The organism is Paenibacillus sp. ALJ109b, assembly GCF_010747435.1.
GTDB lineage: Bacteria > Bacillota > Bacilli > Paenibacillales > Paenibacillaceae > Paenibacillus > Paenibacillus taichungensis.
Genome location: NZ_JAAIFP010000007.1, coordinates 100234 through 113707, shown reverse-complemented (window position 1 = coordinate 113707; position 13474 = coordinate 100234). Strand labels below are relative to the sequence as shown.

Genomic DNA, 13474 nt, shown 5'->3' with positions numbered 1-13474 from the left:
GAATTGGAAAACATAACAAAACAACCACAACAACGGCGTAAATGGTTTAAAATGCCTCACACCTTCGTCATCTTGTTCATTTTGGTGCTCGTAGCTACTGTCCTGACCTATATTATTCCTGCAGGGGAATTTGATCGGGTCAAGGATGAAGCGACAGGCAAATCCTTGCTCGTTCCGGGTTCATACCATCATGTGGAGGCCAATCCAACGGGATTGTGGGATATTCCCAAGTCCATCGTTCGCGGACTGGTTGACTCCGCAGATGTTGTATTCTTTATTTTCATCATCGGTGGAGCATTTCAGATCATTACGAGTACGGGAACGATTGAGGCTCTTACAGGTAGGGTAGCTCGTTCGTTTGCTAATAAAGGATTATGGGTCATCCCGGTATTCATCACCTTGTTCTCAGTTGGTGGGTTTACCATGGGCATGTCCACGGAGGTTATGGTCTTTGTACCGATTGGAATTGCCATCGCGCGTGCGCTGGGATATGACGCTCTAACGGGTACGGCGATGATCTCACTGGGGGCCTCGTGTGGTTTTACGGCGGGACTGCTCAATCCGTTCAATGTGGGACTAGCTCAAGCTATTGCAGAAGTTCCGATTTTCTCAGGTATGTGGCTTCGTGCGATTATCCTGGTGTGTCTCATCTCCGTAACAAGTATCTATATTATGCGGTATGCGTCCAGAGTGAAGTCTGATCCAACTCGCGGTTTGGTGCATGAATTGGAACAGGAGCAGGCAGCAGATGCCCCTGCGGTGGATCTGAACAAGTTGCCTACAATTCGCATCACACATATTCTGACCATCATTACGATTGTAGCCGGCTTCGTCCTGTTAATCTGGGGTGTATCCAAAGAAGGCTGGTGGATGGAGGAACTCGCGGCTCTCTTCCTGAGCATGGGCGTCATCTCTGGTCTAGTGTCCGGGTTCGGGCCCAGCCGGATTGCGAGCGAATTCGTCAAAGGTGCAAGCAGTATTGCCTACGGTGCCTTTATTATCGGTCTGGCAAGAGGGATTATGGTTGTCCTTGATCAGGGGAACGTGATTGATTCCGTCGTATACGGAATGTCCACAGCGGTTGGCGAATTGCCGTCTTCGGTGCAGGTATTGGGTATGTATTTCTTCCAAAATATTATGAACGTGTTTATCACGTCAGGTACAGGTATGGCCGTGACTACGATGCCGATTATGGTTCCATTATCGGATCTGCTCGGGGTTACCCGCCAGACTGCCGTACTAGCTTTTCAGTTCGGAGACGGCTTTACCAACATGATTCTGCCAACGTCTTCTGCTTTGATGGGCAGTCTGGCAGTTTCCGGCATTCCGTATCAGAAATGGGTTAGATTCTTCTGGCCGCTGATGGTCATGTGGATCGCTATGGGTATTGTATTTATGCTTATTGCCAATGCCATTCAGTATTCTTAATCGTTCAATTAAGATAAGTAACGAAAAATGTATTCCATAACTTACATTCCTTTCTATACATTTATATTGACTAAGCTATTCCGCTTCCGATAAACTAGAACGCAGGAATAAAAGTCGAATGTTCAAAGCAGCAGTTCGAGACATTGTTTCGGACGGCTGTTTATTTTCTTTTTAATGAGCAAGGTTGCAACGTTGTAGTCTTGTCGGATGATCCGGCCAATAACAACATGGAATAGGAACAGGTGATACACATGTGTAACAGCGCGTACCGCGTGCTTTTATATTATAAGTTCGTGAAGATTGAAGACCCTGAAACGTTTACGCAAGAGCATCTGCAATACTGTAAGGACCTGGGTGTAAAAGGCCGTATTCTGATTGCCTCAGAAGGCATTAACGGTACTGTATCCGGTACACCAGAGCAAACCGAGCAATACATGAAGGATATGCATGCCAACCCGCTGTTCAGCGATATGGTATTCAAGATTGATGATGTCGAAGAGCATGCGTTCAAAAAAATATTTGTTCGTCACAAAGCCGAGTTGGTTACGTTCCGCGTGGACGAAGACTTGGACCCGAACGTAATTAGCGGTAAACGGTTGTCCCCGAAAGAATTTTACGAGCATCTTCAACAGGAGGATGTCATTGTAATTGACGGCCGCAATGACTACGAGTACGAGATTGGTCATTTCCGAGGCGCGATTCGTCCGGACGTTGAGTCGTTCCGTGAGTTCCCAGAATGGATTCGGGAGAACCTGGGTGACATGAAGGACAAAAAGATCATTACCTACTGTACTGGCGGAATCCGTTGTGAGAAGCTGACTGGGTTCATGATTAACGAAGGTTTCCAGGACGTGGCACAACTTGATGGCGGAATCGTAACCTATGGTAAGGACGATGAGGTACAAGGTCGTCTGTTTGATGGCAAATGTTATGTATTTGACGAGCGTATTTCCGTGCCGATTAACCGGACGGATGAAGATATCGTGATTGCTAGCTGTTATCACTGTGGAACGACACATGACCGTTATATTAATTGTCCAACCTGCAACCTGCAGCATGTATGCTGTGAGGATTGCGAAGAGACGCATAACCGCTTTTGCTCGGATGCCTGCCGGGAGGCAGCACCGGTAACCGCATAAGCAGGGAGAGCAGGTGCTGATCGTGAAGCGCGAAGAGGAACGAACGACGCGTGAACGGATTTTGTTCATGCTGAAGCAGCAAGGCACAATGACCGCAAGGGAAATGACAGCTGAGCTTGGTCTGACCGGCATGGCGATTCGCCGTCACCTCACAACACTGGAGCAGGATGGATGGATTGAAGTTCGGGAAGCCAGAGCGACAGCTGGACGTCCATCTGCGGTGTACCATCTGACGGTACGCGGGGATAGCTTTTTCCCAAAATCATATTCATCACTGACCCTGGAACTGCTGGAGGAACTGTCGGATTCAGCGGGCAGCGGTGTCGTGGATGCATTGTTCGAGAGCCGCCGGGACAAGCTGTTTCGCAGCGGACAGCCACAGATGGAAGGTCAGGATCTGGCCGGACGTGTCGAGGAGCTTGCGCGCATTCAGAATGCAAACGGATATATGGCTGATGCCTCCAAAGAAGAGGATGGCACCTATGTGCTTACCGAGCTGAACTGCCCCATTGTGCAGGTAGCGAGTGTCTATAAACAGGCTTGCCGCTGTGAACTGGAGCTGTTCCGTTCATTGCTGCAGGCTGATGTGGAGCGCACTGAATGTTATGCAGACGGTGGCAAAAAATGCACGTACCAGATTCGCGAGGCGGCTGGGAATTAGAATGTACGGAGATTGTTTCGATCACTCGGAACAGTCTCTTTTTTGATCATAAATTACGTAAAAACGTTATTTTGATATGGGGATGCGTGCTACAATAGGGCTAACATCTAGTGTATGTTCGCATCCTTATATTTGCTAAATATTCAGCAGATATATCCTGTTCATTTTGCATGTAGGAGTGAATAATGATGACAGAGTTGCTTGATCCCAAGAACGATTATGTGTTCAAACGAATTTTTGGAAGTGAAGAGAATAAGGATGTGCTTCTGGCTTTTCTAAATCATACCTTTAAAAATGCAGGCGAATCCTTACTGACTGACATTTTGTTGATCAACCCTTATCTGGACAAGGACACTCAACATTGTTAATTTCAAAATGCTCGCTAATGACCAGTACCACAACGTATTTCATTTAAGAGAAGACCATACCGATATTCCGTTGACGGATGTTATAGAGATTCATTTTATGGAAATACCTAAGCTGAATGATGAAAATATTCAAATGAAGAATGGATTGGTGCGCTGGCTGTTATTTTTGAAAGGAATGACTAGATCAAGCTGGGAGGAGTTATTGATGCACGAACCGGAACCGGCGTTGAAAAAAGCCATGAGTGTATTGGAGTTTCTGAGCCAGGATGAGCAAGCACGTCAACAATATATCGACCGTCAGAAATTTCTATGGGATGAAGTTTCCATGATTGAGGGCGCACGAGAAGAAGGTCTCAAGAAAGGCTTGGAAGAAGGCATCCAAAAAGGAATCGAAGAAGGCATCAAAGAAGGCATCAAAGAAGGAGAAGCAGAGAGTAAACGTAAAATCGCAATCAATATGCTCGCTTTGGGGCTTGATCAAGATACCATTATCAAAGCTACCGGGCTAACATTATCTGAACTAGAAGAATTGAAAAAAGAAAAAGAATGATATGTATTTTCTCTTAAACCAGTTGTATATCCTTTCTTAGCAGAGGCCTTTTTTTGTTTTATGTAATGTTTTCTCTCACGTATCTGCAATGAATGCAAATTGGAAGCGGTTCAACCATTGACGGGAAACAGGTCGCACCTTAATATTAGGGAAACAATAAAATACCAACACGAGTCATGGACTTCAGTCGCATGAGAAAAGTCTATATTTGTCTGCTTTTGTCGATCAAAGCAACAATGCGTTGAAGCGTTCGTTTTGTCCCGCCCTATCGTGTCACTTGGATAACGATGAGGGCATCAACATTTTAGAAGATGGAGAGGGGTTCTCACACATGAAAAAGAAATGGTTAATGTCTCTGATGATGGTTGCATCTATGGTCGTAGCAGCTGGTTGCGGAAATAACAGCGGCGGTAGCACAGCGACCGAGGGATCGGGCAGCACAACAGGTGAAGGTACGGCAGAAAAATCCTATCGCATTGCGATCTCGCAAATCGTCGAACATCCATCGTTGGATGCCACACGTGAAGGATTTATTGCAGCGCTGAAGGATGCTGGTCTTGAAGAGAACAAGAATCTGACGATTGACTACAATAACGCGCAAGGGGATTCAACGAACAACCTGTCCATTGCCCAGAAGATTGCCGGGGATTCCAAGAATGATCTGGTCCTAGGGATTGCAACACCATCCGCACTGGCCCTGGCTCAACAAGTAAAGGACAAGCCATTGCTTTTCGCGGCAGTGACAGATCCACTGGGTGCCAAACTGGTGAGTGACATGGACAAGCCAGGCGGTAACGTAACAGGTGCATCGGATACGAACCCGGAGGCGATCGTGCAATTGGCTGATTTTATCGCCAAAAATTTGCCGGATGTGAAGACGGTAGGTCTGGTTATTAATGAGGGCGAACCGAATGCAGTTGTGATGGCTAACAATGCAGAAAAAGCACTCGCAACACATAATATCAAGCTGGTCAAAGCACCAGTTACGAACACATCCGAAGTAAAACAGGCGACCGATTCTCTAGTGGGCAAAGTGGATGCCTTCTATATCACACTGGATAATTCAGTAGTTAGCGCAGTGGATACAATCATCCAGACAGCGAATAAAAATAAAATTCCGTTCTTCTCCAGTGACCGGGATACCGTGGAAAAAGGGGCTTTCGCAACCGTTGGCTTCAAATACTATGATCACGGATACCAGGTGGGTGAAATGGCTGCGGATATTTTGAAAAATGGGTCGAAACCGGGCGACTTGAAAGTCACCGTGCCCGATAAGCTGGATCTGATTCTGAACCTGAAAGCTGCTGAAGCCCAAGGCATCACTGTTACCGATGAGATGAAGGCAGAAGTGAAGGACCAGGATAACAACATTATTCAATAATCTGACCGGAGATCCTCCGGCAGTAGCGATGCGAGGCGGACGTGCAGGCGGGTTCGCCTCATTTTTTTCGATAGACAGGGAGGAAGCAATGTGAATTTGACTTGGGGTTCAATTGAAGGGGCAATCGAGCTTGGATTGTTGTATGCACTGATGGCATTGGGTGTATATATTACATTCCGCATACTGGACTTCCCCGATCTCACCGTAGACGGAAGTTTTACAACTGGAGGCGCAATCGCGGCGGTCATGATATCCAACGACTTCTCTCCTTGGCTCGCTTGCTTGGCAGCAATGGCTGGAGGAATGGTGGCTGGCGCCTGTACAGGTCTGCTGCATACCAAAGGCAAAATTAACGGGCTGTTATCCGGTATTCTGATGATGATTGCCTTGTATTCGATTAATATGCGTATTCTCGGCGCACCGAACAAATCCATTATGGGCATGGACAACCCTTTTTCGGGTGAGCATGTCATGATCATCATAATCGTGGTTGTGCTGGTATTCAAAATCATGCTGGATCTGTTTATGAAAACAGATATTGGACTGGCACTGCGCGCCACAGGTGACAATAAACGCATGATTCGCAGCTTCGGTGCGAATACGGATGTGACCACCATTGTTGGTGTCAGTCTGTCCAACGGACTTGTTGCGCTGTCTGGAGCATTTATTGCACAGCAATCTGGTTTTGCAGACATTACGATGGGAATTGGGATGATCGTTATCGGACTGGCCTCCGTTATTATCGGGGAAGCGATTCTGGGTGCAAGAACCGTATTCTGGGCCACTCTTGCGGCCGTTGTCGGTTCAATTATTTACCGAATTGTGGTCGCGATCGCACTCCAGGTCGAATGGTTCGACACATCCGATCTGAAGCTAATCACCGCGGTGATCGTTATTATCGCACTTGTTTTCCCAACCATGCAGCGCTCCATGAAGCAGAAAAGTCTGGCTCGTAAACGAACCGAAGAGCTTATGGGCTCGTCGAGCCAACAGGCGAAGGGAGGCATGTGATTATGCTTGAGATTACACAAGTGACCAAACTGTTTAATCCGGGAACGACGGACGAGAAGACCGCACTGGTTGGCGTAAATCTGACCATGAATCCGGGAGATTTTGTGACGGTGATTGGTAGTAACGGCGCAGGAAAATCAACGTTGATGAACATTATCTCAGGCGTCATGAAGCCCGACATGGGCGATGTGCTGATCAATGATCGCTCCATCAAAAGCCTGCCTGAGCATAAGCGCAGCAGCTGGATTGGCCGTGTGTTTCAGGACCCGATGGCGGGTACAGCACCGCATATGTCCATTGAGGAGAACATGGCGATGGCGTACAAACGAGGCAAGGGGCGCGGATTGGGCTTTGGAGTTACCCGTGCAAGACGGGAGATTTTCAATGCCCAGTTGGAGAAGCTTGGTATCGGGCTCGACAAACGTCCCAATGCCAAAGTAGGCCTTCTGTCCGGTGGTGAACGCCAGGCGCTTAGTCTGCTGATGGCGACATTCACCCAGCCGCAGATTTTGCTGTTAGACGAACATACGGCTGCACTTGATCCTTCTCGTGCCGAGCTGATCACTGAACTGACAGAGACGCTTGTAAGGGAAATGAAACTCACAACCCTGATGGTCACACATAATATGGAGCAGGCCATACGTTTGGGTAATCGTCTGATTATGATGGACAAGGGCCGGATTATTCTGGACGTCAGTGAAGAGCGCAAGCGTACATTGACCGTACCTGAACTGCTGGGAGAATTCGAACGCATCAGTGGCAAAAAGATGGCGGATGATCGCGTGGTGCTCGGTTAGATCGAGGGAGCATTTTGCGCTCGGGAAGAAACGCAGTACATCTCGGTACAAAAACCTTTTGCGTTCTCGCAAAGGGTTTTTGTGGTATGTTGAACAGAATAAGGATCACAATTAGTAAGCATACATAGGAGGGCCGAGCATGTCGTTACAATTCGATGAAGGAACATACACCGTAACCCGGCGTACCGATTCGATTCGCCTGCTGGCGAAGGAATTTGCGCTGCTGCATTTTTTGTATGAGAACAAGGAAAAAGCCTTTACTCGCAGCCAACTGCTGGACCGGGTATGGCCCCTGGAATATCCGGTTGAACGCACCGTGGACGACCATGTGTATCGACTGCGCAAGAAACTGAAACGTTGGGAAGAAATTGCACTGGAGACCGTGCGTGGTTATGGTTACCGGCTTATCATCCGATCGAATATGGCGATATTGCCCTCTAACCCTTCCGCCCAAGATCAGGAGATGCGAGAAGTGATTCATGGATTGTTCCGCAAATATCATCTGTATGGGCAGGGCAAGTCGATGCTCACGCTGCTGGATCAGCAAGAAGCGCTGGGCATTGCGATTGATCCATTTTATCAGTTGTATATCCACTTTATTCAGGGAGATCTGGAATGGCTGATTACAACAACGGAAATTCCCTTCGAGGAACGTTTGTATTGGCTGCTCATTTTTACACATACCCTGATTGAACCATCGGAGAGTTTGCTATTGTACGAAAAGGCTCTGAATTCATCCGCTTTGTCTGCCGAACAGCTTCGTGAACTTCGCATTCTGAACATTGTTGAAGTCTACGCAGAGGTGGGCCAGTATGAGCAAGCCAAAGCCCGACTCATTGAAACGTATCATGTGATGGAGCAAGATGAACTGGTCCATTTCAGACTTCCGGTAAAGCTCTCAGCGTTGTATGTGGAACTGTGGGGTGGCAGCGGCGAAGCGGTAGAGGATCAAATGGCTTCTCTGCGTTCCGGGTTGAAAGATGCGCCATACTTGCGGGAAATCGGACGTTTTCAAGTAATGGAAGGCCTATGGCTGCTCAGACAAGGGAGAATACGAGAGGCAGAGCCGAGAATGGACGATGGTCTGGACGTATTGAAAATGACATTGAACGCACCGCTATATCTCAATTCGGCATACCAGATATTGTTGTTCATAGCACATCACCGGATAGAGGGGCGTCTTCGCACTAAATACCTTCAAATTCATGCGGATATCTCCAAAAGTTACGGCGTACCTGTTTATGGACAGCAAATTGTGGATGAAATTCGCACATTTTTATCCCCGTTTGCTCCATCCTCTGATCTTCCTCTGATATAACTCCCTTATGATTACAGCCAGGAACATACAAGCCAGCAACAAGGCTGTAATCAGGGGAGGAAGTATAACGTATGACCGTCGTTTCAAATGAACCCAATCCATCATCCATTTCGTCCAATAGCGCCTCCAAAAGCCTATGGACCAACTTCCGCTTCATGCGAATGTTTATTGCGTATTCGCTTGCAACCTTTGGAGATTGGTTTGACGCGCTCGCCATCCAGATAATGGTCGCTTATCGTTGGGGTGCTGATCCGCTGATCATTGCCCTTATTCCGGTATGTATGGCTGTTCCGGGTATCGTACTTGGCTCAGTGGCAGGTGCACTCGCTGATCGTTTGCAGAAGGTGAAAATCATGATGATATGTGATGTGATCACCGTTGTATTAACGGTTGCAATTCTGTTCGCGCCAAGTGCGGCTTGGCTGCTGCCGCTTCTTGCTTTACGAGCGCTGATGGGAGTATTCCATGTTCCTGCGCAGCAGGCACTCACCCGCCAAGTAGTAGCAGAGGAGCATTTGTTCCAGGCATCGTCATTGAACGGTTTTGTGAACCAATGCTCCAAAGTAGCGGGACCGCTGCTGGGTGCAGTCATTGTGGCCGTATTTTCACCACAAGTTTGTATTTTAATCAATGCTTGTACACGTTTGTTGTCCGGAGCCGTATTATGGCCTTTACGGCGTCTAACAGAGAATCCAGAATCGTCTTCATCGGACGGGAGTCCTTTGGAAACAGGGGAGACCACGGAATCTTTATTCAGCCAATGGCAGAAAGGTTGGCGTTTTATTCAGAGCAGCCGCATCCTTCTGAGTACGATTCTGTTTGGTTGCTTTGGATTAATGGCGATCCTCATGATCGATTACCAGTTTACGACGCTGTTTCGGGAGATCAAGCCTGGCAACGAAGCCCTGATTGGCTGGCTGGGATCATCCGCTGGGGCAGGTGCGGTTGTGATCATTCTCCTGTTGAATCGGCTTCCGCGAATTGGGTATGGCTGGGGGCTGGGTGGAGGATATTTGCTGATTGGTGCGGGAATTGCTGCGCTTGGTTGGGTTAGTTCTCAAACGTCCGAGTTCTGGATCATCATCTGGGGCTTATGCATCGGAGTGGGCAATGGTCTGTTCATGGTGACGTTGAATTACTTGCTGCAAAAAGAAACTCCGCCTGCCTATGTAGGCCGTGTATTCGGTATTCAAAACTCACTTTCCAGTGTCGTGCTGGTCGTTGCTCCACTTGCTGGCGGCGCCTTGATTCGGAGTGTAGGACCCAGTCCCACATTTCAATATATCGGCATGGCGACACTGGCCATTGGTTTGGCAGGCATGCTGCTGCAACGAATCTTATGGGTGGGGAAACAAGCGCATCCGGTAGAGTCGACTGGAGAACTTGGACAGAAGTCAGTCAGACAGCCATAATTGCCATTGTTACGGTAAAAAGAAGATCGAACGATGAACAGCCGCTACGGTTACTTATCCGTAAGCGGCTATTTCTATTTAATAGGGCAGTACATCATGCTTCCCACCAAGAGAAATAGGAAGTGGAGGCCATCAGCCCACCAACAGACAGGGATCCGCTCACCGACAGGTTAATGGACTGACCGGGAGGAACCACGTAACGTCCTAACTCGTTGGATAGAAAGGGCCCTACCTGCAAGGGCATAGCCAATAAGGTTGTGGTACCCGTGGGAGCGGCAGCGGAGAATCGTACCGTTGCAATGCTCGTATTACTGCTTGATAAATTATTGTTTACCGGTGTGAGTGTGCTCGGTGATGTCAATGTTCCATTTGCAGACAGAGTCATGGTACCACTGAAGGAAGAAAGCAAGTTGAGCGCGACCGTGATTCCACCGGAAAGCCGTGATATATATACATTTTTACCGCTCCCGACTGGGTTGGTCAGTTGGACAGTAGCAATAACACTGCCCCCCAGCAATCCTAGTGTTGTGGAGTTGGTTGAGCCTGCATTGTACAGATTGCCAGTACTACCTGCATTATTCTCAGGTGGAGCCACAATGCCGGGAGAAGTAAACGTATTAGTAATGGACGTATAAACGGGACGGTTTAGCGGGTTGAACACGTGTTCATTCGGCATTGTGCACACTCCTTTTCTAAATGATATGTCAGAATTCCCACCAGGAAAGATTAATGGAGGCGGTTTGGGAACCCGTTCCCGCACTGATGGATAGTGTCTGCCCTGGAGGGACGATGATAGAACCGTTCAGGTTTAACATATACATGCCCGCTGTAAGAGGAATGCTTAATAAGCTTGTTAATGTTCCCGTTAATGAGCCGGTATTTTGCCTTGTTGTCATCACACTCGTATTGGTATTGCCCAACAATGTATTGACTGGCGCAGGTGTGGTACCACCTGTAATGGTTCCGCCGGAATAGACAATGAGTGTAGCAGCTGCGGTTGTACCTCCGCTGATCCTAGAGACGTACAAGGTACGCCCACTGCCCGCTGCATTAACGACCTGCAGCAACAGATTTAGTCCAGCACCTACACTGACATTATTGGTAGTCAGTGCAAATGAACTGCCTGCGGCTGCCGCACCGCCCTCTGGAGTGGACTCAATGCCGGGGGCAGAGAATGTATTAGTCAGTTGAGTATATAAGGGGCCGTTGGATTGATTAAATACATTGGAATTGGTCATATAATCCACCTCCAATCTGTCTGAATAATCAAAGCGAAATTTTTGGAATGAACTGTTTCTATGAAAGTTTGAAAGAGAGCCGTGAAGAGGTTGTACTTGCAGTGTATGTGGGAAACAAGGGAAGGGTTTGGGATATGCATAGTAAATCCTCAAATAACGGCGCATGCCGTGCCCGTATTTTACATGCAGGCATACGATGCGGAAGCACATTTTTTAAGGGGAAATCGATATGAGTCGAACAGCGAAGCGTAGCAAGAAGAAAACGAACCAAACAACTAAATATGTCAGCCGCCGCCAATCCCGTCGTTCCTGCCGCGCTAAATTGCTGAAACCTCCTTGTGCCCGGATTACTCGTCCCCGGTTCAAGCAGGGTAGTTCCTCACGTACGACACTCCCTGGTGCTACTCACTGTTTTACAGAGCATACGTATGTCGGAGCCGAGACAAACGGTAGTATGAATTCTCTTCCGGCTCAAGACACCTCATCGCTCAGCATGTACACATATGGCATTGTAAATCGGGGCGAACATCCGGCTCTTGTGCAGATCCAGATCAGCCCTAATGCCAGAGACTATGCTGTGGACAGCCAGGAAGTGATTGCCGGAGGTCAAACCAAAGCGCTGGTGCCGCTGCGATTTCTGCGTTATACCCGGCTGGTTATCCAATCGGTTGAACCGGATCAGCCAACCCGGCTCGATGTTTATTTTCAGGGGCAGCGTATGCCGTAAGAACGTGGAATACAACCGATTTACCAGGGAGGAGGACGAGGCATATGCCTAACTTTACAACGTTTAACACGAATCCGGATAATCTCAGGACTTTGATTTTTGGTCATGATAGTACAGGTGCGGCCCAGCCGGTTCACACCGATACAAGCGGGAACGTACTCGGAATTATTTTGGATGGTACGATTAGTAATATATCAGGTCTCACTACCGTTACCATTAATGCCGGAACCATCACGAATATTCTGAACGGAACGATTACCAGCGTCCTCGGAGCAACGATCACGGCGGGTACAATTAACAGCGTGCTTGGCGCAACCGTGACTTCGGGGACATTAACAAACCTGCTCAATGGTACCATTACCAGCGTGCTTGGAGCTACAATCACCGCAGGAACGTTGACCAACTTGTTGAATGGTACAATCACGAGTGTACTCGGAGCGACGATTACAGCTGGAACGATCACCAGCGTGCTTGGAGCCACGGTAACGGCGGGAACGCTGACGAACTTGCTGAATGGTACAATCACGAGTGTACTTGGGGCGACAATCACAGCCGGAACGATCACCAGCGTGCTTGGAGCCACGGTAACGGCGGGAACACTAACGAACTTGCTGAACGGTACAATCACAAGTGTACTCGGAGCGACGATCACAGCCGGAACGATCACCAGTGTGCTTGGAGCCACGGTGACAGCGGGGACGCTGACAAACTTGCTGAATGGTACAATTACGAGCGTGCTTGGAGCGACGATTACCGCAGGGACGCTGACCAATCTGTTGAACGGTACAATCACCAGTGTACTTGGTGCTACGATTACAGCAGGAACACTGACGAACTTGTTAAATGGTACAATCACCAGTGTCTTGGGAGCTACCGTGACAGCGGGAACGTTAACGAATTTGCTGAACGGTACCATTACCAGTGTACTCGGAGCCACTATTACGGCCGGGACGTTGACCAATTTGTTGAATGGTACCATTACAAGCGTATTGGGAGCCACGATTACAGCGGGTACACTCAGCAGCGTGACGTCCATCTCGCAAAAGAGCTTTCAGGAATCACAGCTTCTTAGTACGCCGACGGCAAACACGTTTACACCGCTTCCGGCGGTCACGACGAGTGTATTCGGCACTTATTCTTTCTTTGTATATAACAGAGGGCCGGGGCTTAACCGGGTTGATGCCCGCGTTGAAATCAGTGCCAACGGTACCAACTGGTACGATGATGTGGACACGGTGACCGGGATTTTGCCAGGATCGGTGGATGTTCTGGTGCCGCAGCGTTTTCTCAAATATACACGTCTTTCCTACCGCTCCAGTCTGCTGGGAGCACCCAGCACGATTGATGTGTTCTTCAATGGACAAGGCACATAACCTGGTTTGTTGTCATATAGGTACATGGAGTCCCTTTGGTGGGCTTCATGTACTTTTTTTTGCATTGGAGG

12 protein-coding genes and 1 pseudogene are annotated in these 13474 nt (G+C 48.3%); 11 read left to right on the top strand and 2 right to left on the bottom strand.

Annotated features, from left to right (window positions below):
- Window positions 1–3: 3 nt before the first annotated feature.
- From G3352_RS08135 to G3352_RS08095, 9 genes and pseudogenes are all read left to right on the top strand, one after another.
- A complete protein-coding gene (locus G3352_RS08135) occupies window positions 4–1428 on the top strand; it encodes a YfcC family protein (protein ID WP_240342985.1) in 1425 nt (474 codons plus the stop codon).
- Window positions 1429–1679: 251 nt separating this feature from the next.
- Window positions 1680–2567, top strand: coding sequence for an oxygen-dependent tRNA uridine(34) hydroxylase TrhO (gene trhO, locus G3352_RS08130; protein ID WP_076287400.1), 888 nt, complete (start codon window positions 1680–1682; stop codon window positions 2565–2567).
- A 13-nt stretch (window positions 2568–2580) separates the two neighbouring features.
- Window positions 2581–3228 (top strand): helix-turn-helix transcriptional regulator, encoded by a 648-nt coding sequence (locus G3352_RS08125; RefSeq protein ID WP_345940740.1) that lies wholly within the window; start codon window positions 2581–2583, stop codon window positions 3226–3228.
- 188 nt (window positions 3229–3416) lie between these two features.
- Window positions 3417–4146: pseudogene (locus tag G3352_RS08120) on the top strand (Rpn family recombination-promoting nuclease/putative transposase).
- A 331-nt stretch (window positions 4147–4477) separates the two neighbouring features.
- Complete coding sequence (locus G3352_RS08115) at window positions 4478–5527, top strand: ABC transporter substrate-binding protein (protein WP_163755556.1); 1050 nt, start codon at window positions 4478–4480, stop codon at window positions 5525–5527.
- Window positions 5528–5677: 150 nt separating this feature from the next.
- Window positions 5678–6538, top strand: a complete 861-nt coding sequence (locus G3352_RS08110; protein ID WP_064642035.1) for an ABC transporter permease — start codon at window positions 5678–5680, stop codon at window positions 6536–6538.
- A gap of 2 nt (window positions 6539–6540) precedes the next feature.
- Window positions 6541–7335 carry an ABC transporter ATP-binding protein gene (locus tag G3352_RS08105; protein ID WP_163755554.1) on the top strand — a complete coding sequence of 265 codons (795 nt, stop codon included), beginning with the start codon at window positions 6541–6543 and terminating at the stop codon, window positions 7333–7335.
- Window positions 7336–7474: 139 nt separating this feature from the next.
- Window positions 7475–8653: a winged helix-turn-helix domain-containing protein gene (locus G3352_RS08100; RefSeq protein ID WP_163755552.1), complete on the top strand. Its 1179-nt coding sequence runs from the start codon at window positions 7475–7477 to the stop codon at window positions 8651–8653.
- A 71-nt stretch (window positions 8654–8724) separates the two neighbouring features.
- Complete coding sequence (locus tag G3352_RS08095) at window positions 8725–10065, top strand: MFS transporter (RefSeq protein ID WP_163755549.1); 1341 nt, start codon at window positions 8725–8727, stop codon at window positions 10063–10065.
- 94 nt (window positions 10066–10159) lie between these two features.
- Here the strand turns inward: G3352_RS08095 and G3352_RS08090 are convergent, their stop codons facing one another.
- Both G3352_RS08090 and G3352_RS08085 read right to left on the bottom strand, forming a co-directional pair.
- Window positions 10160–10741 carry a hypothetical protein gene (locus G3352_RS08090; RefSeq protein WP_163755547.1) on the bottom strand — a complete coding sequence of 194 codons (582 nt, stop codon included), beginning with the start codon at window positions 10739–10741 and terminating at the stop codon, window positions 10160–10162.
- A gap of 28 nt (window positions 10742–10769) precedes the next feature.
- A complete protein-coding gene (locus G3352_RS08085) occupies window positions 10770–11303 on the bottom strand; it encodes a hypothetical protein (protein WP_076287407.1) in 534 nt (177 codons plus the stop codon).
- 229 nt (window positions 11304–11532) lie between these two features.
- On the opposite strand from G3352_RS08085, the gene G3352_RS08080 reads away from it, so the two are divergent.
- Both G3352_RS08080 and G3352_RS08075 read left to right on the top strand, forming a co-directional pair.
- Window positions 11533–12030, top strand: coding sequence for a DUF6385 domain-containing protein (locus G3352_RS08080; RefSeq protein WP_163755545.1), 498 nt, complete (start codon window positions 11533–11535; stop codon window positions 12028–12030).
- 44 nt (window positions 12031–12074) lie between these two features.
- Window positions 12075–13403, top strand: a complete 1329-nt coding sequence (locus G3352_RS08075; RefSeq protein ID WP_240342984.1) for a DUF6385 domain-containing protein — start codon at window positions 12075–12077, stop codon at window positions 13401–13403.
- Window positions 13404–13474: the final 71 nt, after the last annotated feature.

What these genes read in the sequence shown, in the direction of transcription:
- G3352_RS08085 (WP_076287407.1), bottom strand. Translation starts at nt 11,303, where the DNA reads ATGACCAATTCCAATGTATTTAATCAATCCAACGGCCCCTTATATACT.
- G3352_RS08115 (WP_163755556.1), top strand. Translation starts at nt 4,478, where the DNA reads ATGAAAAAGAAATGGTTAATGTCTCTGATGATGGTTGCATCTATGGTC.
- G3352_RS08095 (WP_163755549.1), top strand. Translation starts at nt 8,725, where the DNA reads ATGACCGTCGTTTCAAATGAACCCAATCCATCATCCATTTCGTCCAAT.
- G3352_RS08110 (WP_064642035.1), top strand. Translation starts at nt 5,678, where the DNA reads ATGGCATTGGGTGTATATATTACATTCCGCATACTGGACTTCCCCGAT.
- trhO (WP_076287400.1), top strand. Translation starts at nt 1,680, where the DNA reads ATGTGTAACAGCGCGTACCGCGTGCTTTTATATTATAAGTTCGTGAAG.
- G3352_RS08090 (WP_163755547.1), bottom strand. Translation starts at nt 10,741, where the DNA reads ATGCCGAATGAACACGTGTTCAACCCGCTAAACCGTCCCGTTTATACG.
- G3352_RS08080 (WP_163755545.1), top strand. Translation starts at nt 11,533, where the DNA reads ATGAGTCGAACAGCGAAGCGTAGCAAGAAGAAAACGAACCAAACAACT.
- G3352_RS08100 (WP_163755552.1), top strand. Translation starts at nt 7,475, where the DNA reads ATGTCGTTACAATTCGATGAAGGAACATACACCGTAACCCGGCGTACC.
- G3352_RS08105 (WP_163755554.1), top strand. Translation starts at nt 6,541, where the DNA reads ATGCTTGAGATTACACAAGTGACCAAACTGTTTAATCCGGGAACGACG.
- G3352_RS08075 (WP_240342984.1), top strand. Translation starts at nt 12,075, where the DNA reads ATGCCTAACTTTACAACGTTTAACACGAATCCGGATAATCTCAGGACT.